Below are 19,914 nucleotides of genomic sequence, written 5' to 3'. Positions count from 1 at the left end.
TTGTGAAATAGAAATGTTGAAGAAGATACTTATTTGCTCCGCCCTGTTTTTCGGTGGCCTAACGCTAAGCAATGCCCAAACAGCTACCCATACCTTCGCCCTTGGCGACAGCACTTTTATGCTGGATGGAAAACCCTTGCAGATCATCTCGGGCGAAATGCATTACACCCGCATCCCCGAAGATAACTGGCGCCAACGCATAAAAATGGCAAAAGCCATGGGCCTGAATACCATAGGCATGTATGTGTTTTGGAACGCGCACGAAATGGTGCAGGGGCAGTATGATTTTAGCGGCAACAAAAATATTGCACAGTTTGCGCAGATAGCTAAAGAGGAAGGTATGTGGGTGGTAATGCGCCCAAGCCCTTACGCCTGCGCCGAATGGGAATTTGGTGGCTACCCATGGTGGCTGCTAAAAGATAAAACCCTTAAAGTACGCAGCCTCGACCCTAAATTTATGGATGCTTACCGCAACTATGTGCTGCAACTGGGCAAGCAGCTTTCGCCGTTGTTGGTTACCCATGGCGGTAACATCATTATGGTGCAGATAGAGAACGAATACGGATCATACAGTAACGATAAGCAATACCTGGCCCAAAACGAAAAGATCTTTCGCGAGGCTGGTTTTGATGGCGTTTTGTTTACCTGCGATGGGCCATCGCAAATGCCTGCCGGTTACCTGCCGGGCTTTTTGCCTGCCGTAAACGGCGAAGACGACCCTAAAAAAGTAAAAGACCTCATCAACAAATACCATAATGGCAAAGGTCCGTATTACATAGCGGAGTGGTACCCGGGTTGGTTTGATAGCTGGGGCAAGCCCCACAGCGGCAGCAATGCCGAGGCGGATGCAAAAAAGCTGGATGAAGTTTTAGCTGCCGGCATTTCCATAAACATGTACATGTTCCATGGCGGTACCACGCGCGATTTTATGAACGGCGCTAACATGAGCAAAAGCGAAGCTTATTCGCCGCAAACAACCAGCTATGACTATGATGCACCTTTAAACGAAGCAGGTGACCCTACACCAAAATACTTCAAGTTTAGGGATATCATAGCCAAACACCTGCCGCAGGGCCAAACCTTGCCCGATGTGCCAGGTAAAAAACGGATGACCTTTGCTTTGGAGGTGATCAAATTAACGGGTAAGGCAAACCTGTTCAGCAATTTGGGGCTCCCGGTAGAATCCGAAAAACCACTGAGCTTTGAGGACATAGACCAGGGATACGGTTTTGTGCTCTACCGTACCACCTTAAAAGATGCTGCAAGTGGTCTGCTTAAAATTAAAGAACTGCGCGATTACGCAACTGTTTACCTCAACGGCAAACGCATCAGTGTGCTGGATAGAAGGTTGAAACTGGATTCGCTGCAATTGAATAACCCAACAGCCAATAGCGTGCTGGATATTTTGGTGGAGAACAACGGCCGCATTAACTACGGCCCGTACCTAACCGATAACCGCCAGGGTATTACTGATAAAGTTACCCTTAACGGGCAGGAACTGCTTGGCTGGAAGATGTATAAATTCCCATTTACTTCGCTTGCGGGTATGAAATATTTGCCTGCACAAACGGGAGATGAAATAGAGCAGCCCGCCCTATACCGTGGCACATTTTCGCTGCGCGGTGTGGGCGATACCTACCTGGATATGCACGGCTTTGGTAAAGGTTTTGTATTTATCAATGGGCATAACCTGGGCAAGTACTGGCAAATTGGCCCGCAGCAAACGCTTTACGTACCAGCCGTTTGGTTAAAAAAAGGCACAAACGAAGTGGTTGTTTTCGACCAGTTGAAGAGCGGCCATACCGAGCTATCAACCTTTGACCACTCCGTACTGAACGAACTGCAAAAAGATTAACATAAAAATGCTGCTAAGCGCGGTATTTTTATATTTTTGGGTACGTTATCACAATAAAGCCCCTTCGTATGTTTTTGCATGGCGACTATCTGTATTATATACCCGTAGGTTTGCAGGCCATATGTGCATTCCATGCATACCGTAATGGTACGCTTCAAAAGTGGATCTACCTTATTATATTTTTACCGGTTATTGGCAGCTGCATTTACCTTTACCAGGAAGTGCTAAATAACCGGCGCATCAACGCGCCTAAAATAGATGTGAAGGCGGTATTTAACCCCGGCGTTAAACTGCAGCGGCTGGAAGAGGAAGTTAGGTTTACCGATACCTTCGCCAACCGGATCAAACTCGCGGATGCTTATTTAGATGCCGGCTTTACCGAAAAGGCGGTTGATATTTACAAAGCCAGCCTCACGGGGGCCTTCGACGAGAACGAGCACGTAATGGCGCAGTTGATAGTGGCTTATTACAAGCTGGAACGTTATGCCGAGATTCTCCCCATCGCCAAAAAACTTTATAAACTGCCGCAATTTGCCCGCTCCCGGGCGCATATTTTATACGCCATGGCGCTGGAACAATTAGGCGATACAGATGCCGCCGAAAACGAATTTAAAGCCATGAAGGGGCGATACTCTTATTTTGAACAGCGTTATCAATACGGGCTGTTTTTGATAAGGCAGGATAGGATAGAAGACGCCGAAAAGATCTTCACCGATATGCTGGAGGAGCAGCCCCACCTGAGCGCGGTAGAAAAAAAGAGCAACCGGCAATGGTTTGCCAAAGCAAAGGAAGACCTGAAAAAAATATACCAGTAAATAAAAATGCCCCGGATACCGGGGCATTTTTATTATAAAATGTTTTGTGTTTGATTCTGATTACAGGATCAGGATCAATACCAGGATGATAATGATGATGGCACCTATAGAAAGGTAAACACCACCGCCACCCATGGCTTGTGCTTCGTGTTTTAAGCTTTTTAACTCAGCTTTCAATTCTTTTTTCTCAGCGCTGTTCAAATCAGATTTGTCCATCGCTTTGATCTCGTTTACACGAGTTTTAATTTCTTCAATGCGAGCGTGTTTTTGCTCGTCGGTCATTTTAGCAGCAGCTTCTTTAAAGGCTTTTTTGTCATCAGTAAAAGTTGCAGCATTTGAACTGAATGATGCTACCATAAGCAGCATGGTTACGGCGAATAAATAAAATTTCCTTTTCATAGTTGTAATTGTTGAGTGTTTTTTAATGATAAGCGAAAAAGTACGTTTAATGTTTTATTAAAGTGAAAAAAACTTTAAGTTATTATACACTGATATAAAAAGAGGCTTCGAAAACATGGCCTACGGCTATTTTTTGGATAGCTTCTTTCTGCTTAATATCCTTTGGTTCGCCTGCCGAATCGGCGCAGCCCAGCCATGGCTCGATACACAGAAAATCGGCACCGGGCTTAGCCCAAAGCCCCAGGTAATTAAAATGCGGGAACTCTACCGATAGGCTATGCTCGTGTTTATCACTCTTAATCGTAACCATACGCGATTTCAGGTCCTTTAACACCAGCGCGTCCGCGGCGAACAGGTCGCGGGTGAGGTATAGCCTCTTGTTTTTGATAGCAACAGGATGGGTTTCGCCATTAAATAATCCGTCGACCGATAGGAGGTGGGTGTTCAGTTTTTCGTTGGTTTCAAATTCAACATAGTAATCCTCATAGCTTTCGCCGGCATAAAAAGGCACGTTGAAAGCCGGGTGCCCGCCTACCGAAAAATACACCGTTTTTTTATCCCGGTTAATGAGTTTGTACGTCAGGCGCAATGCGTTTTCTATCAGCGTATACATCACCTGGAAATCGAACTTGTAGGGGTAAACCTCCAATGTTTTTTCGCAATAAGGTAACGAGAATGATGCCGATACATCATTGCTTTCCAGCTTAATAAACTCCGATTGCCGGGCAAAGCCGTGCCGTTTCATGCCGTACTTTTCGCCATCCACCAATAGTTCATCATTTGCCAGCTGCCCAACTATCGGGAACAGGTTGGGCGCGTGCCATGGCCATACGGTTGGGTCGGCCTGCCACATGTGTTCGGCGCCGGTTGCTTTATTACGTAAAGAGCTTAACTGTGCCCCCTTTGTATCGATAGATACCTTAAGAAATTGGTTTTCGAGGATCGTCATTATTCGTGATATTTCTAAGGTAAATATATCAACAAATCAATCATCATCATCTTTCTTTTTCTTCTCTAAAATAACGAAGGCGCTGCGTTTGGGTGCCGGCATTATAGCCGATTCGCCTTTAACCGATTTCCATACTACTTCGTTCAGGTCCAGATCGGGTGCTGCATCTTCTTCCGCCAGGTTAAAAGATTCCGAACGCCTGCTGCTTTCGTTTATGGCAACGTTACGCTGTTCAATATCTATCTGCGCGGCTTTAGCCTTATAGGGCGTAAAATCGGGTTTGGCGGTAAAGCACTCGTATAAAGGCATAGCTGCTGCATCGTACTGGCTCATCGGCGGCAGGCCCAAAATAAGTTCGATGGTACGCAGCACGCCCGAGGTAGAGTACATGTTATGAATTACGGCGTTGCGTTTTGCATAGGGGCTTACCACAAACACTGGCGAGCGGTGGGCATCTATATGGTCGGGTCCGTTTTGGGCATCATCTTCCAAAATAAATACAACAGATTCTTTCCATATCGGGCTTTGCGAGAGGTGTTCGATAAAACGGCCAACAGCCAGGTCGTTATCCGCAACCGCGGCAATAGGCGAATAGGCGCCTTTGCGCTGCCCGCTGGTATGGTCGTTCCCCAGCCTGACGGTATTAAATTGCGGCACTTTATTAATAGTAAGTAACGAATCGAAATCATGCTCCCAAATGGCCTCGCGGGTAATATCTTTTATGCTCAGATCAAAATCCGGCGATTGCAGGCAAAAATGCCCCTCCAGCGATTTCAGGTTGGCTTTTGGCTTTTCGCCACCCTCGGCAAATTCGCCGTAGGTACGGTAGCTAACCCCGGCGCGCTTGCAATAATCCCAAATGAAACCATCGCGCGGGTAGGCGGCTTTACGGGTGCCTTCAAAATCGTAATTACCGCCGCGGCTGCCATAGCTGGTTGGCCAGGTTTTTTCCACAAAATCGGTAGCGTAGGCGGCCATACTCCAGTTGTGCCCGTCGGCGCTTACCTCGGCATCTACATAAAAGTTATCCATCAAAGCATATTCGCTGGCTATAGCGTGCAGATTGGGTGTTATCTTTTGCCCGAAAATGCATAGCGACGTATCTCCGTTTCCGGCAGGCATATCACCCAGCACCTGGTCGTAAGTGCGGTTTTCTTTGATGATATAGAACACATGCTTTATAGGCGATTTTTGGCCCATTTTGCGCGGGATGGGGTTACCCGCCTCGCCTTTGGCGGTTATGGCTATTTTATCGGTAAAAGGGGTATTGGCATAAACCTGTTTGGTGTAGGCTTTCAATTTAAGCTCATTTGGTGCATCTATAAACGATAGCGTTCCTTTAAATAATCCGCCTATATATTGGTCGCGACTGTTGATGGCACCTTTTTGGTAGCCGCTGTTATCAACTTTTTTCATGGGCTGTGGCCCGTTGGGGTTGGCCATGGAGGTAAAACCCTTGCCATTGCTTACCAATATTTTGCTGCCCAGTAGTTTTACATTGGTTGGGTACCAGCCCACCGGGATAAAGCCGCGGCTTTGGCTGCTGCCGGGGTTTGACACATCAAAAACGGCGAGGCAGTTATTATCGGCATTGGCTATATAAAGCGTTTTTTGATTGGCCGAAAGCGCGAAGCCATTGGTAGTAGAGCCGGTTAGCTTTGTTGGGTAAAGAGCGGTAGATACCGTCTCGATAGTTTTGTGCGTGGCGGTATTGATGATGGATACCGAGTTATCATTCGCGTTAGCAACAAATAACAGGGTGCCCTTTTTGTTGAGCAGTAATTCATTAGGGTGACTGCCGGTGCTGATGCTATTTAACGCCTGGGTTGAAGTATTGTAAAAGGCCAACTTATCGCCGCCCCATAACGAGATGTAAAGCGTTTTTTCATCTGGGGATAATACGCAGCTATAGGCCTCAGCACTTAGTTTTACTTTGCTGAGGACGCTGTTTTTTAAAGGATCGATGATGTAGAGGGTGCTGTCTTCCTTGGTAACGGTATACAGCCGGGTATTGGCTCTATTGATGGCGATGCCTGTAGGGCAGATCTTGTTTTTTGGCCAGGGCTGCCCTAACTTAATGGTATCGGGTGTGCCGAGTTTGCTGTTGCTGATGGAGAAGGTAAGGATAACGTTATCATTACCGCCGGAAGCATAGAGTTTTTTCTCGTCGCGACTGAAGGCGATACCATACCAGGATTTACCCAATACTTTTTCATCCAGCAGTTTTTCGCTGCGCGGATCTATCAATTGAAGGGATTGCGTGCTTTGCCCGTTATTAGTTACCGCAAGGTATTTGCCAGATGCGGATAGCTGCATATTTAGCGGGAGATCGCCGAGGGGCAGAGAGCGCCCGGCGGGACTAAGTTTCCAGCCGTTGGGGAGCAATACCTGCCCGGTTTGGGCTATTTTACCGGGTGTTTGTGCCGAAACGCTACAGCTAAATGCAAATGCCGCAGCGATACAGATAATAAGTTTTTGTTTCATAAAGGGAAGGAATGTGTCCAAAATTACGGATTGTATTTGTGGATAGGGTGCCGCTTAACAAAAACTTAATATTGACAAAAAAAACAATCATTGGGATTGAGGGATGGGGAAATAATTCTAACTTGGATCAAAAGTAAAGTCAATGCGTAAGTTTTTTCTCAACCCCGGGTTACTCCTTGTAAGTTATATCATCATAATTTTTGCGTTTGCAGTGGTATACAATTGTTTTTTTAAAGATAAGTTTTACAACAGTACAGTAAAGTTTGAGAAAGAATACCAAGACCTTAGAGACACAGTAATTGATGACTTAAAGGATGGAATCGTAAGGAATTTTCGTAGTAATCATCATGACTCGACATCAATGGAAATTGAACGCGCTTATCTGCCGGTATATTTGCACATTGACAGGTTAATCTTAAAAGAGTTAGAGGTAAAAGAAGGCGAGATTACTTTTATTGGAAATTTTAACTACACAGATATGTATCATTCCACGCCGGGGAAATTTCAACCCACAATTTATAATTACTTTTTTTCATTACAGACTATTTCGAAAACTGTTGCGAAACCTATATTTTTTGGACAAACGCGAGAACTGTTTGCCTATTCTAACCAAGACAATCCAATAGATTCTAAATATCTCATCCCGAAGAGCGACACATTAAAGCCAACCTCAATTGTCTTAAAAGACGATCAAATTGAAAATATTAATAATTTGATTGGATATAATCAGGGATTGATAATAAATGATAGCCTCAAGAGGATGATATATTTCAGTGCTGTAACCATATCAACTATTGGTTACGGCGATATTGTACCAATTGACGATAATTTGAGATTATTAGTGGGCTTTGAGGCTATTTTAGGAATCGTTTTTATTGGGCTATTTATAAATTCATTTGGGGAATGGCTTAAAGCAAAATAATATATTGGCCCGCGCTACTGCTTATCCACCTTCACCTTTGCCCGCATCACCGAATCCTTTTGCGGGTTGCTTAGCTTTTTGTTATCAAACAATACGTTCTCCCAATCGCCGTAAGAGGGGTTGGGGATAACAATATACCGGCTGCCAAACTCTTTTTTCAGTCTTTCGGTAACGGCGGCGCGGCTTTGTTCGGTTTGTTTTTTATCCGCGGGGCTATCATACAGGGCATCGAAATCGGGCAGGTTATCGCCGCAGAGCAGTACGATATTATAGGTAGACAGCACAACCTGGCGGCGACTTTCTTTGCTTGATAAACTTTCACGCATCAGCACATGTGCGTCATCGGTATTAGGGAGGCCGTACAGCTGCAGGTTTTTGATGGTGGCGGCCTTTTCGTCTTCGTTGCGGTTGGTGATGTAAAACACCGCTACGCCTTTTGATGCGGCGTATTTAAAGAAAGCGGGCGCGCCGGGCACGGTATCGGCGATGGCCTTGGCGGTCCAGGCTTTCCAGGTATCGGGGGTGTATTCAAGGTTAGAATCTGCCCGCATAGCGTCGTAGGGGCTGTTGTCTAAAACCGTTTCGTCGATATCGGTAACCACCGCAAAGGGTTTGGTACCCTCGGTGCGAATGGCTTCGTTCAGGCGCATCTTGGCCAGGTTATACGCCTGGAAACACAGCGCCTTGTACTCTGCCGAGCGCTGCTGCCAAAGCGAGGACCATACTTTGCCGCTATTAGCCATAGAGATGCTTTCCGTTTTTTTTGGTGCAGAGCAGGCACTTATCAGGATAAGCCCGGCTAAAAGGGAGGCGGTGATCTTTTTCATATCTGGTTATACAAATATGGCGATTTTAACAATCCGGGTTTTATTTTATCCGTAAAATGTTTGCCCGGTTGTGGAATTACCGCCCGCGCCGGGAAGGTAAAAGAGAATGATTTGCGTTTTATTTATAATGCTTTAGCAATTCTTCGTAAGTGTAGGTATTGCCCCGTACAAAAAACTCGTAGGTTTTATCCCAATCGGCCCCGGCGCCAAAGCCCGACATGGCCGAGATGAGTTTGGTATGCCCCGCATCTATTTTTACCAGCGTGATCACCTCCTTCAGGTTATCGTCGCTATTTCTAACGCTTTTGGTGAAATTGTTATTCAGTTCTACCTTAAGTGTGATCATTTTGCCTTTGGTGTAGGCCAGTATAGGTAACCTTATGGAGCTGCTATCGGTTAATGGTTTGGTTTTATCATAATTGGTTACAATAACACCGTTTTTCTTCAGTTCGATATGCGCTACCGGTGCCACCCATTTTACCAGGCCCTCATCGGTAGATAACAGTTTCCAGGCAGAAGCCATATCCGTATCCAGTACTACTTCTAACTGCAGCACACGTTCGCCCGAAGAAGTTTTATAGGATGTGTTTTTAACAGCCTGTGCAAACAAGGCGTTAGCGGTAAACAGGCAAAGCAATATTAATATCAGCTTCCTCATATTGTAGCAGTTTAAGGTTTGATAAATGTAGCACTTATTTGTAATAATTAGCTGTTACATCAGCATACAGGGGGCACCTACGGAGCCAAGGATATTTCATTTATTTCTATAAACAGGGGACTCCCCTGGAGTCAAAAAAAGCGGTTACAGGCTTATTCTTTATAGTTCTGTACCAGTAAATTGCGATGAGCCCAAAATCCTTATCAAAGAGCTCCGGCAGGAGCTTCCTGTTTATAGCAAAGTGCGACATAAACATTTTGGCTCCGTAGGTGCCTCCTTCGCCGGCAATTTTTACACCCACCTTTAAGCACGAAAGGCACCCCTTACAGGTGCCTCCTCGCATTTTTGAATATAGAACAGATCAGTATACAATATTAATTGCCGCCAAAGCCTGGTCCGCTGCCGCCCGGACCGCCTGGCCCTGGGCCACCCATGCCCGGACCGCCCGGGCCACCCGGGCCTGATGGCCTTGCGCCTGCAAATTTCTGCAGCCTCAGGGTAAAGGTTAGCAGGAAGTAACGGCCAAGGCGATTGGCATTGGTTTGGGTAATAAAGCTCCCGCTTGATGTAGTGGTGTAGCCCGTGTTCTCGTTAAATACATCGTTCACCGCGAAACGCAGGGTACCTACATTGCCCTTTAAAAACCTGCGTTCTACGTAGGTGTTCAGGATGTTGGGGTTGGTTGCACCCTGGTACCCGTAGTAGATCTGCTTGGTGAAATCGTAGCTCAGGGTCCAGTCTTTAAAGAAATAGTTTTTGCCGTTTAAACCTAAATTAAGCGTGCTGAATTTGGTATTTACGTTAGCTGCGCTCAGCGAATTGGTAGTACGGTTAATGGCGTAAGTGGTGTTGGCTTCCGCATCAATTACATCGGTAATATTCACCCTGAACCTTACGCCCTGCGATAGAACCAGGTTTTTGGCGATGTTCTTTTCTATCGATAAACCATCGGTACCAAAACCGCCTATGTAGGAAATATTGTTATTGTAGTTGGCATTACCCTGAAAAAACAGGTTGTACTTGCGTTTTGCCCATGGCTTGGCAAATACATAAAAGGCATTGGCCGCATAATACCCGTCAGCATTTTGGTAGGTGGTTAAAATGGTCCCTGCCAGGTTAGGGTCCGATGCGTTCACCGGGTAATTGATTGTGGTAGAAACGATCTTGTTATTGCTTTGGGTGAACGACAGGTTGCTGAAGAACACATTACCTGTTGCAAAATCGAACTTGTTATAACGTACCGAAAGCACATTGTTAAACTCCGGTTTCAAATCGGGGTTACCTGTTACCGGGTACGATGCGTTGGAGTAATCGGTAACGGGTTGCAGCTGCGTATAGGTTGGCTGCTGGCTGGTACCGTTGTAGTTGATGCTAAGCGACTGGCTCCTGCTGAAGTTGTAAATAAACCTCGCTGTAGGCGCCACGTTGAACTCCGTTTTACGGTTAACCGCGAAACCCGGCGAGTTGCCTTCCAATATTGATGGCTGCGCTACCACACCCAAAGTGTAGTTGTATTTTTTATCGATAAACCTGAAGTTTAACCCGAAGCGGTTGGTGATAAAAGTGTATTGATAATCGTTTGTAAGCAGCGCATAATTATTGCGCACACCCCCTGTTGTCAAAGTATCGGTGCTCCTGTCTGATGTAGTATTCTGGTTTTTGTAGCCGTAAGTAAACTCCAGGTACGATTTTTTGGCCAAGGGTTCCAGGTAAGAAACGTTCACGCCAACACTATCGGTACGGCTGGCCGTATTGATGAACTGATTAAGCGGTGCATTGGCAGCTCCCTCGATATAAGTGTATATCGGGTTTTGATACTGATCGATATGGTACGAACCTGCACCGATGTTTAGGCTAAAATTACGCCCTTTTTTAGGAAAGCGGTGGTTGTACAATACATTGCCGCCAAAGCTTGGCGAGGTGGAGTGTAGGTACGAGTTAAACGTATAATCGGAGATGGTTTGCGTAGCGTTTATCAGGGTATTGGCTGCGTTTTGGTCGGTAGTTACACCTGCAAAAGAAAACGACGGCGTTATTTTTAGGTAGTTAAGCGTATCGGGCTTGTACTCAATATTAAAGTTAAAGCGGTGGTTAAGGTTACTGGTTTCCTGTACGCTGCTTTGGTTATTGGTGCTGGGGTTGTTTAACGATATGTTGTTTTGTATAGTAGTGCTGGTAGTATTCACGGTATTGTTGGCAAAGCTGTAGCTGCCGTATACGGTTGTTTTTTTGCTCCAGCTATCGCGATAGTTAAAGCCGATGCTGCGCGCGGTGGTAATACCGTTTGCCGCGTTTGCATTACCACCGGGGCCACCACCACGCGGGCCGCCTCCCCCTCCCGGAGGGCTACCGAAACTAAACAGGTTGGTGTTGGTATTATTTAAGTTGCCTAATACAGCAAGTTGCCTGTCGCCATCAAACCTGAAAAGGTTACCCGATGCTACATAACGGCCTTTCTCATCGGCATTAGGGATCATATCCTGCCCGCCGCCAACGGTAGCCTGGCCAAAGTAGCCATAGTTTTTGCTGGGTTTTATGTTAATGTTCAGCACTTTTTCGGGTTCGCCGGTTTTTATACCGGTAATGTTGGCCTGGTCGCCGTAATCATCAATTACCTGTATGCTTTGTACAATGTCTGCCGGCAAATTCTTGGTAGCTGTTTTTAGATCGCCCCCAAAAAAATCCTTACCGTTTACCCTTATCTTGGTAACGCTTTTGCCCTGCGCGGTTACGTTGCCATCTTTATCTACATCTACACCGGGCAGCTTTTTTATTACATCCTCCACCGGGGCGCCATCGCGCACTTTGTAGGCGGCGGCATTAAACTCTACCGTATCCTCCTTCAACTTTACCGCGTTTACATCGGTAATGGTTACTACGCCCAGCATTCTCGTGTCTGATTTCAGCACAATGGGCAGCAGGGTAAAGGGGGTGGTTTTATTATCTAAAATAAAGCGGCGTTTGATGGGTTGATACCCCATAGATACCACTACCAAACTAAACTGATTTACGGTAACATTATGGAAGATGAACGAGCCGTTGGCATCGGTAATGATGGCGCTGCTATCTTTATCGGTTATTATTTTTACGGTGGTACCGGGGAGGGTAACACCTGTACTATCTTTCACAAGGCCTTTTACATCCCTGCCGGTTTGGGCAAAAACCTTTACGTTGAGCAGTAAAGCGAGGGCAACAAATAAGTATTTAAGTTTCATATATTTTTTGATGATGCACAAAACAATACTTTTACAGCACCCTAAAAAAATGCGATAGACAGGTAATGGAATTGTGTAGACAGATGCCCCTTTTTAACCGATGAAAAGCCGCCGGAACATCAAACCCGCAAAAAAACCTTTTTAACGGTAAGTTTTAAGCTCTCGTCGGTAAATGTGTGCCTCCTGTAGATTTTGGTTGGGGATATGGCGAATGGATTTGTAATATTGTAACACACTGTTTACAAATTGCTTATAGCAAATGATAATTCAACGTTTTAAAAGCTCATTTGGCAGCATCCTCATCCAGATACTGATATGGATAGTGCTGGGCAATATACTGCTGTTTTACCAGCCCTTTTTGCGCGATATAGAGGTGCCTTACCAGTTTTGGTTAAAGCAAACCTTTGTATTTGCCCTGCTCGTAGGTGCGTACTATTTAAATGCGTATGTGCTGGTGCCTACCTTCCTGCTCAAAAAACGCAATGGTATTTACTTTTTGCTGCTTACTGCCATTATTATAGCCATTGTGTTTTTAACCGGCTTTGCCGACAGGTTTTTTAATATCCGCGAATTGCTGGAAGTGGCTTTTCATAAACGCGGGCCCGTCAAACGCGGCTTTGGCAAGCACGGTTACTTTGATACGTTCACCATCACCATTACCTCGCTTGTGCTGGGTATAAGTACCAGTGTGGCCACTGTGCAAAGCTGGCAAAAGAACAAAACCCTGCAAAAGGAGATGGAGGCCGATAAGATCAGTTCCGAGCTGTCGTTTTTAAAGGCGCAGATCAACCCGCACTTCTTTTTCAACACGCTGAATAATATTTACGCCCTTACGCTGGTGAACGTAGAAACATCGCGCACGGCGCTGCACCAGCTTTCGCGGATGATGCGTTATGTGCTGTACGATACCCAAAACAGCACCGCCCTGCTGAGCCAGGAGATAGCTTTTATTAAAGATTATATCAGCCTGATGCAGCTGCGCCTTACCGATAAGGTAACAGTAGATTATACATCGCCGGTACCGTTAAAAGAGTTCCCGGTGGCACCCATGTTGTTTTTGCCCTTTGTAGAGAACGCTTTTAAGCACGGCGTAAGCGATACCCTGCCCAGCACTATTGAAGTACGCATTACGCAGGACGAGAACCAGGTGAAACTGCATGTGCAAAACAGCATTTATAAAAAACAGGGTGCCGACCTGGAGGATAACAAAGGCATCGGGCTTGCCAATACCATCCGCCGGCTGGACCTATTATACCCCGGCAAACATATTTTGGAGGTGAATAACGATTTGGATGCCAACGTTTATACCGTTAACTTAACACTTTCCTTATAAACCAACATGACTGTAAACTGCATTGCCGTTGATGATGAGCCGCTTGCCCTTGGCCTGGTTTGCGCTTTTATTGAACAAACCCCGTTTTTAAACCTGGTGGGCAGATACGGCAGCGCGGTAGAAGCATTGGGCGGCTTACAGCAGCATAAGGTAGACCTGATATTTTTAGACATCCAGATGCCCAACCTCAATGGTATCGAACTTGCCCGCGTACTGGATAGTCGCGGCCCCAGCAAACCCCGCATCATCTTCACCACCGCTTACAACCAGTTCGCGCTGGAAGGTTACCGGGTAGATGCATTGGATTACCTGCTGAAACCTTTTAACTACGAAGAGTTTTTGCATGCCGCCAACAAGGCTTTGGCCTATGCAGAATTGCTGCAAAAATCGAACAACCCGGCACCTGCAGCTGCCGCCGCCCCTGCAACAGAACCCGCACCCGTAGTTGCCGAACGCGTGGAAGACGATTACCTTTTCATCAAAGTAGAATACCAGCTGGTGCGCATCGCGCTAAGCGATATATTGTACCTGGAAAGCCTGAAGGATTATGTAAAAGTGTTCCTCAAAAACTCCGAGAAGGCCATCCTCACCCTCAGCAGCCTGAAAGCACTGGAAGAAAAGCTGCCCGCCAAACGCTTTATGCGCGTGCACCGCTCGTACATCGTATCGCTGGATAAGATCAACTCCATTACCCGCAACGCCATGCAAATAGGCAAGATCAACATTACGGTGGGGGATCAATATAAGGATGCGTTTGGGGCGTTTTTGAGTAGGTGGGTGTAGGGGAGTGGTGGTGGTGCGGTAAATAATACCGACCACAGGTGGAATGCTAATTAACTTGGTAAATTGGGTTTTAATTCGTAACTTCAACTCGTTAAAGTTTTAATTTAATGTTAGTTATGAATGGAAAGTTTAATTAATCTGCCAACGGGAACACTTCTTAATAAATTCGGCGCGGGTAACCATAAACCGGGGTCAGGAAGTGCAGCCGCGTTACAAGGAATGTTAGCAGCCCAATTAACTTTAACTGTCATAACTTTAACTAATGACATAAAAAATAGAGGACGATACAAAAATTCGCTTACTGAACTGAATAGAATTGACTTAGACATAAAGAGTCGAATATATCCTCGATTAGAACAACTTTTTCAACAAGACTCAGAAGAGTTCGACCGAGCAATCAAACTCCGTCAAGCTCGGGATGAAGAGTCTGACCGGAATTTAAAAGCAGAGTTAAACCGCCAATCTGTAGAAGCACTTAAATTGCCTACCGAGATTTTACTTGAGATTGCGAACTTGTGTGTTGAATTATCGAATGCATCAATCTTCGTATTTAATAATGGCGTTAAATTCGCAAGGGGTGATTCCGGCGTCGCGTTGAACAACGCTATAGCTGCTGTTTCAGGATGCCTGTCTATAATAAACTTAAATCTACTTTGGTTTGGCAATGAAGAATGGCCTACACAGATTAATGTCCAATCAAAAGCACTAAAGGTTAGCTATCAAGAACTTACAACAAAGGGTGCGGAATGCTTTCAAACCCTTGAAGAAGACGTGAAAATCAATACCTTGTACCATCAAGAAATGGATTCTTTACGTTCGGATATTTGGGTAGATAAGAAATTGTCTAATTCAGACATCGAAGAAGTGGCGAGGCAAGTACAACTGGCATTATGGAAACATCGAAATAAATTTTTTAAAGGCAGTAATTATCAACATCCAATTGATGTATTGAAGCCCGACAAAGTTCTCAGTGAAATTTTAAACTATAAATTTTTTTGGGAGCCTACATTAGGACAACATGAAGTTAATGGAGAGTTGCTTCAGATTGCAGGAGTTATTGACAAAAGCAAAAGACTTGTTTCCATCTCCGAACAATTTCCAATCTCGACTCAAAATTTCACCGCTGCTCACGAACTTGGTCATGCGCTCTTACACAAACAAGCTATTTTACATAGAGACAAGCCCTTAGACGGATCAAGTAATCGCGGTTCTAAAGATATTAAAGAACTGCAAGCTGATAAGTTCGCAACATTTTTTTTGATGCCAAGAAAACAAGTTGAGGACCAATTTCAACAATTATTCGTAAAAGGAGTATTTGTGATAAATCAAGATACAGCATTTGGTTTAAATGAAAAGGATGTGATTTCTTTTAGAAGAAAATGTAAAGATTTACGCGGATTGACTAAAATACTTGCTTCAGCGGAATCTTACAATGGCAAGCCATTTAAAAATTTGGCTGATATATTTCAAGTTTCAGTCGAAACTATGGCAATCCGCTTGGAAGAACTACAATTAGTTGCATTTAGCTGAGCGAATATACAATCCTCCTGCCGCGCCAAGTGTCCACACTTGGCGCAATAACGTTGGTAAGCGTCCACGCTTACCTTAACCCAAATGCTAAACTCGCAAGCGTGGACGCTTGCCATATTTTTTCGTCAAGTGTGGACACTTGACGAGGCGGAGATGCCCGGATGGCGGGCCAGAAAACACCTACTTTAAAAACTCCTCCATATACCCCAATATTGTTTTCGTCTGCATCATCAGGCCCACATGGCTCTGCGATGGCACAATAGCCAATTGCGATTTTGGCATCGGAGCCAGGTCGGCAGCTATGCCGCCTCCCAATAGTTGATAGGTTTTCATCAGCTCAATTTTATCCACTCCGTCATTGTCGCCCGAGATGAGCAGTACCGGCGAGGTGATTTTTGCGATATTGCTGTCGCCTACATCGAAGGTCTCCCCGGCAAAAACAAACATCTGAGCTAAGAACTTATGCCATTTCGTTTTGTCGGGTGCTGCAGCATCGTATCCCGTGTGCAGAGGAGAGTCATCAAAAAGTTCAGGCTTGAAACCGTCAAACGCCTTGTTCACTACGGGCAGCCAGCCATTGGTTTTATAGGTAGAAGAAATAATGACTAATTTCCGTAACCGTTTAGGGCTCTGCACAGCAAACTGGTAAGCTATAGAGCCACCCATGCTGTACCCGGCAACATCGGCACTATCAACCTTTAAATAATCCATTACCGCTGCCACATCACTTGCCATGGTAACAATGTCTAACTTCCTGTCCGAATAGGGTGAGTGCCCGTGGCCCTGCATTTCGAGGGCAATTACTTTTCTTGTTTTCGATAGTTGGGGTATTAATTCCGCCCAGTTCATCTCAATGGTATAAAAAGCGCCATGCAACAAAACAATGGGTTTGCCCTTGCCATATACTTCGTAATAAACCTTTATGCCATTAACCGGGGCATAGCCACTGGTGGCAGGTTTAAGCTTTTGCCCGTTAGACTGAAATGCTGTAAAAACCAGAATAGCAATTATTAATAACGGTTTAAGTGCTGCGGATGCTTTAAATACTTTTTTCATAACAGTGAGTTAAATTGTTTTGATTTGGTTGACCATACAAATATAGTGGGCATTTCAGGCTTGCGCGCTGTGCAAAAACGACATAGGAGGGGTGCAACGCGACATTTAACTTCCTTATAATTATCTGTTTATAAATAATTATATTTGGTAAACCACATAACCCCCTCATCATGAAAACTGCTGTAATGATCGCCCGCATTGTGCTTGGGATAGTTTTCCTGGCCTTCGGCCTAGATTTTTTCCTTCATTTTATTAGCGGAATTGTCCGCTTCCCCGGCTTAGACCGTAAGGCAGATAACTATTTAACCGCCCTTACCCATGCCGAATACTTTTTCCCCTGCTTAAAAGTGCTGGAGATCCTCTGCGGACTGGGCCTGCTCATCAACCGCTTTACCGCTTTGTTTTTAATTATGCTGTTCCCCATTACCTTCAATATATTTTTGTTCGATATTTTCCTGGGGCCGCAGCTGCTGTTCCTGGGTGGCGTTTTAATAGTCCTCAATATCTTCCTGCTGATAGCGTATCGTAAAAATTATAAGGGCTTGTTTGCTGTACATCCAACAGTATAATTGTATGTTTGACATATAACAAACACCCTTTTTGAATATGTTTTCAATAATGCCATCCGCAAGCCGCCGCATGCTTGTATTACTGCTATTGTGCTTAGGAATTGCACCTTACGCCTCTGCCCAAACCAGCCGAACCATTGCCGATTTCGATAAAGGCTGGAAATTCCATTTAGGCGACGTAAAGGGCGCGGAGAAAGCATCGGCCCCAGATAAAAACTGGCGCTTGCTCAACCTCCCGCATGATTGGAGCATAGAGGGCACATTTAGCAAGGATAACCCGGCATCGCCCGAGGGTGGCGCTTTGCCGGGCGGCATAGGCTGGTACCGCAAAACCTTTACTGTACCGCTGGCATCAAAAGGCAAGCAGGTTTATATCGATTTCGACGGCGTTTACCAGCACAGTGATGTTTGGGTGAACGGTCACCATTTAGGCTTCAGGCCCAATGGGTATATCTCGTTCAGGTACGAACTAACTAAGTACCTCAATTATGGTGGCGTAAATGTGATTGCCGTAAAGGTGAACAACTCCGAACAGCCCAATTCGCGCTGGTACTCGGGCAGCGGCATTTACCGCAATGTTTGGCTGGTGACGACAAACCCGGTGGCGATTGATCATTGGGGGACGTATGTGACTACGCCAGAGCTTGGCATTAAGTCGGCAGGCGTAGTGGTGAAAACCACGGTTCGGAACAGCCAGTCAACCGCAAAGCCCTACACCGTTAGAACTAAAATATTTGACGCGGATAATAAATTGGTTGCCGTCGGCGGGTCGATACCGTCGAAAGCACAGCTAAGTGATTCAGCTGTTTCTTTTGAAAATACACTTCCAGTATATGCGCCGCGTTTATGGTCGGTTGAGTCGCCATATTTATACAAGGTGGTAACAGAGGTGCTTATTGATAAAAAAGTTGTCGACACTTACACCACGCCCCTTGGCATCCGCACCTTTGAATTTGATGCCGATAAGGGATTTATACTGAACGGCAAATCATTAAAGATCCTGGGCGTTTGCGATCATCACGATCTGGGAAGCCTTGGCGCCGCCATCAATACCCGGGCGCTGGAAAGGCAATTACAGATACTGAAAGGTATGGGCGTGAATGGTATCCGCACCTCGCACAACCCGCCTGCGCCCGAACTGCTGGACCTGTGCGACAAGATGGGGTTCATTGTAATGGATGAGGCCTTCGATATGTGGAAGATGAAGAAAACCAAGTACGATTACCACCAGTTTTGGGACGAATGGCACAAACGCGATCTGCAGGACCAGATCCTGCGCGACCGTAACCACCCATCCGTTTTCATCTGGAGCATCGGCAACGAAATTGGCGAGCAATACAGCCGCACCGATACTGTTGGCCGCGTTATAGCCCGCGAACTGGCAGGCATTGTACGCAGCCTGGATAACCGCCCCATCACTGCCGCCAATAACGATCCGGAACCGGCCAGCAACATTATCGCCTCGGGCGCGCTGGATATCATTGGCTACAACTACCATCACCAGGATTACGAATCGTTCCATAAACGTTATCCAGGGAAGAAATTTATCAGTACCGAATCTACTTCGGCGCTGGAAACCCGTGGCAGTTACGATATGCCATCGGATAGCATCCGCCGCTGGCCCATCAGCTGGGATAAGCCCTTTACTACCGGTAACAAGGATAACTCTGTTTCGGCATATGATAATGTTTCGGCACCATGGGGCAGCACGCACGAGGAAACCTGGAAGGTGGTGAAGAAAAACCCCATGCTCTCGGGCATGTACATCTGGACGGGGTTCGATTATCTGGGTGAGCCTACCCCGTATAGCTGGCCATCGCGCAGTTCGTATTTCGGGGTGATAGACCTGGCGGGTTTTCCTAAGGATGTGTACTATATGTATCAAAGCGAATGGACCAATAAAACCGTGCTGCACATCTTCCCGCACTGGAACTGGGAGGCCGGCAAAACGGTGGACGTTTGGGCCTATTACAACAATGCCGACGAGGTGGAACTATACCTCAACGGCAAATCAATCGGCATCAAAAAGAAAACCGGCGACGACCTGCACGTAATGTGGCGCTTAAAATACGAGCCGGGTACACTGAAAGCAGTATCGCGCAAAAACGGTAAGGTTGTATTAACTAAGGTGATAAACACAGCAGGCGCACCAGCTAAAATTGAGCTGATTGCTGATAGAAGCAACATTAAAGCGGACGGTAAGGACCTTTCGTTTATTACTATAAGGATATTGGATAAGAACGGCAACGTTGTACCCAATGCCGACAACCTGGTGAAATTCAAAATCAGCGGAGCTGCCTCCATCGCCAGCGTAGATAACGGCGACCCGGTAAGCCACGCCCCCTTTAAAGCAGATTACCGCAAGGCATTTCACGGGTTGGCTTTGGCCATTGTGCAGGGCAAAGAGCAGGCAGGGACGATTACATTCACCGCCACATCGGAGGGTTTGGCACCTGCTACGGTGGTTATCAGATCGAAGTAGGTATTGAGCAGATTTGACAACTTTTAAAAAGTTGTCA

At 45.8% G+C, this 19,914-nt stretch carries 15 protein-coding genes; 8 read left to right on the top strand and 7 right to left on the bottom strand.

Annotation, left to right across the window (positions count from 1 at the left end; genetic code table 11):
- Nucleotides 1-13: 13 nt before the first annotated feature.
- Together IDJ77_RS24525 and IDJ77_RS24520 are read left to right on the top strand one after the other, a co-directional pair.
- Entirely contained in the window at nt 14-1,855 is a 1,842-nt protein-coding gene (locus tag IDJ77_RS24525; RefSeq protein ID WP_191191624.1) for a glycoside hydrolase family 35 protein, read from the top strand.
- 68 nt (nt 1,856-1,923) lie between these two features.
- The gene (locus tag IDJ77_RS24520) at nt 1,924-2,670 is read left to right on the top strand and encodes a hypothetical protein (protein ID WP_191191623.1); all 747 of its coding nucleotides are present in this window, start codon (nt 1,924-1,926) and stop codon (nt 2,668-2,670) included.
- Between the two features lie 60 nt (nt 2,671-2,730).
- Here IDJ77_RS24520 and IDJ77_RS24515 read toward each other — a convergent pair whose 3' ends face one another.
- The 3 genes from IDJ77_RS24515 to IDJ77_RS24505 all read right to left on the bottom strand — a co-directional run bounded on the left by IDJ77_RS24515 (nt 2,731) and on the right by IDJ77_RS24505 (nt 6,502).
- The gene (locus IDJ77_RS24515) at nt 2,731-3,069 is read right to left on the bottom strand and encodes a hypothetical protein (protein WP_191191622.1); all 339 of its coding nucleotides are present in this window, start codon (nt 3,067-3,069) and stop codon (nt 2,731-2,733) included.
- Nucleotides 3,070-3,151: 82 nt separating this feature from the next.
- A complete protein-coding gene (locus IDJ77_RS24510) occupies nt 3,152-4,018 on the bottom strand; it encodes an aldose 1-epimerase family protein (protein WP_191191621.1) in 867 nt (288 codons plus the stop codon).
- 36 nt (nt 4,019-4,054) lie between these two features.
- The gene (locus IDJ77_RS24505; protein ID WP_191191620.1) at nt 4,055-6,502 is read right to left on the bottom strand and encodes a bifunctional YncE family protein/alkaline phosphatase family protein; all 2,448 of its coding nucleotides are present in this window, start codon (nt 6,500-6,502) and stop codon (nt 4,055-4,057) included.
- A 142-nt stretch (nt 6,503-6,644) separates the two neighbouring features.
- On the opposite strand from IDJ77_RS24505, the gene IDJ77_RS24500 reads away from it, so the two are divergent.
- A complete protein-coding gene (locus IDJ77_RS24500; RefSeq protein ID WP_191191619.1) occupies nt 6,645-7,424 on the top strand; it encodes a potassium channel family protein in 780 nt (259 codons plus the stop codon).
- Between the two features lie 14 nt (nt 7,425-7,438).
- Here IDJ77_RS24500 and IDJ77_RS24495 read toward each other — a convergent pair whose 3' ends face one another.
- The 3 genes from IDJ77_RS24495 to IDJ77_RS24485 all read right to left on the bottom strand — a co-directional run bounded on the left by IDJ77_RS24495 (nt 7,439) and on the right by IDJ77_RS24485 (nt 12,124).
- The gene (locus IDJ77_RS24495; RefSeq protein ID WP_191191618.1) at nt 7,439-8,251 is read right to left on the bottom strand and encodes a 5'-nucleotidase, lipoprotein e(P4) family; all 813 of its coding nucleotides are present in this window, start codon (nt 8,249-8,251) and stop codon (nt 7,439-7,441) included.
- 118 nt (nt 8,252-8,369) lie between these two features.
- Nucleotides 8,370-8,909: a hypothetical protein gene (locus IDJ77_RS24490; RefSeq protein WP_191191617.1), complete on the bottom strand. Its 540-nt coding sequence runs from the start codon at nt 8,907-8,909 to the stop codon at nt 8,370-8,372.
- A gap of 374 nt (nt 8,910-9,283) precedes the next feature.
- Entirely contained in the window at nt 9,284-12,124 is a 2,841-nt protein-coding gene (locus tag IDJ77_RS24485; protein ID WP_191191616.1) for an outer membrane beta-barrel protein, read from the bottom strand.
- Between the two features lie 259 nt (nt 12,125-12,383).
- On the opposite strand from IDJ77_RS24485, the gene IDJ77_RS24480 reads away from it, so the two are divergent.
- From IDJ77_RS24480 to IDJ77_RS24470, 3 genes are all read left to right on the top strand, one after another.
- On the top strand, nt 12,384-13,457 hold the full coding sequence (locus IDJ77_RS24480; RefSeq protein WP_191191615.1) for a sensor histidine kinase: 1,074 nt from the start codon (nt 12,384-12,386) through the stop codon (nt 13,455-13,457).
- Between the two features lie 6 nt (nt 13,458-13,463).
- Nucleotides 13,464-14,240, top strand: coding sequence for a LytR/AlgR family response regulator transcription factor (locus IDJ77_RS24475; protein WP_191191614.1), 777 nt, complete (start codon nt 13,464-13,466; stop codon nt 14,238-14,240).
- Nucleotides 14,241-14,360: 120 nt separating this feature from the next.
- Nucleotides 14,361-15,770 (top strand): cyclodeaminase/cyclohydrolase family protein, encoded by a 1,410-nt coding sequence (locus IDJ77_RS24470; protein WP_191191613.1) that lies wholly within the window; start codon nt 14,361-14,363, stop codon nt 15,768-15,770.
- A 180-nt stretch (nt 15,771-15,950) separates the two neighbouring features.
- Here the strand turns inward: IDJ77_RS24470 and IDJ77_RS24465 are convergent, their stop codons facing one another.
- Nucleotides 15,951-16,826 carry an alpha/beta fold hydrolase gene (locus IDJ77_RS24465; RefSeq protein ID WP_191191612.1) on the bottom strand — a complete coding sequence of 292 codons (876 nt, stop codon included), beginning with the start codon at nt 16,824-16,826 and terminating at the stop codon, nt 15,951-15,953.
- 170 nt (nt 16,827-16,996) lie between these two features.
- Here IDJ77_RS24465 and IDJ77_RS24460 point away from each other — a divergent pair, with 170 nt between their 5' ends.
- Nucleotides 16,997-17,395, top strand: coding sequence for a DoxX family membrane protein (locus tag IDJ77_RS24460; RefSeq protein WP_191191611.1), 399 nt, complete (start codon nt 16,997-16,999; stop codon nt 17,393-17,395).
- A gap of 37 nt (nt 17,396-17,432) precedes the next feature.
- Nucleotides 17,433-19,877: a beta-galactosidase GalB gene (galB, locus tag IDJ77_RS24455; protein WP_224751218.1), complete on the top strand. Its 2,445-nt coding sequence runs from the start codon at nt 17,433-17,435 to the stop codon at nt 19,875-19,877.
- Nucleotides 19,878-19,914 lie beyond the last annotated feature (37 nt).

This window comes from Mucilaginibacter pankratovii (assembly GCF_014773265.1).
GTDB lineage: Bacteria > Bacteroidota > Bacteroidia > Sphingobacteriales > Sphingobacteriaceae > Mucilaginibacter > Mucilaginibacter pankratovii.
The sequence above is the reverse complement of the archived record's forward strand: the minus strand, read 5'-3'. Positions and strand labels throughout refer to the sequence as shown.

Bases quoted from the DNA above. Each gene is read 5' to 3' on its own strand.
- IDJ77_RS24525 (WP_191191624.1), top strand. From the start codon at position 14: ATGTTGAAGAAGATACTTATTTGCTCCGCCCTGTTTTTCGGTGGCCTA.
- IDJ77_RS24520 (WP_191191623.1), top strand. From the start codon at position 1,924: ATGTTTTTGCATGGCGACTATCTGTATTATATACCCGTAGGTTTGCAG.
- IDJ77_RS24515 (WP_191191622.1), bottom strand. From the start codon at position 3,069: ATGAAAAGGAAATTTTATTTATTCGCCGTAACCATGCTGCTTATGGTA.
- IDJ77_RS24510 (WP_191191621.1), bottom strand. From the start codon at position 4,018: ATGACGATCCTCGAAAACCAATTTCTTAAGGTATCTATCGATACAAAG.
- IDJ77_RS24505 (WP_191191620.1), bottom strand. From the start codon at position 6,502: ATGAAACAAAAACTTATTATCTGTATCGCTGCGGCATTTGCATTTAGC.
- IDJ77_RS24500 (WP_191191619.1), top strand. From the start codon at position 6,645: ATGCGTAAGTTTTTTCTCAACCCCGGGTTACTCCTTGTAAGTTATATC.
- IDJ77_RS24495 (WP_191191618.1), bottom strand. From the start codon at position 8,251: ATGAAAAAGATCACCGCCTCCCTTTTAGCCGGGCTTATCCTGATAAGT.
- IDJ77_RS24490 (WP_191191617.1), bottom strand. From the start codon at position 8,909: ATGAGGAAGCTGATATTAATATTGCTTTGCCTGTTTACCGCTAACGCC.
- IDJ77_RS24485 (WP_191191616.1), bottom strand. From the start codon at position 12,124: ATGAAACTTAAATACTTATTTGTTGCCCTCGCTTTACTGCTCAACGTA.
- IDJ77_RS24480 (WP_191191615.1), top strand. From the start codon at position 12,384: ATGATAATTCAACGTTTTAAAAGCTCATTTGGCAGCATCCTCATCCAG.
- IDJ77_RS24475 (WP_191191614.1), top strand. From the start codon at position 13,464: ATGACTGTAAACTGCATTGCCGTTGATGATGAGCCGCTTGCCCTTGGC.
- IDJ77_RS24470 (WP_191191613.1), top strand. From the start codon at position 14,361: ATGGAAAGTTTAATTAATCTGCCAACGGGAACACTTCTTAATAAATTC.
- IDJ77_RS24465 (WP_191191612.1), bottom strand. From the start codon at position 16,826: ATGAAAAAAGTATTTAAAGCATCCGCAGCACTTAAACCGTTATTAATA.
- IDJ77_RS24460 (WP_191191611.1), top strand. From the start codon at position 16,997: ATGAAAACTGCTGTAATGATCGCCCGCATTGTGCTTGGGATAGTTTTC.
- galB (WP_224751218.1), top strand. From the start codon at position 17,433: ATGTTTTCAATAATGCCATCCGCAAGCCGCCGCATGCTTGTATTACTG.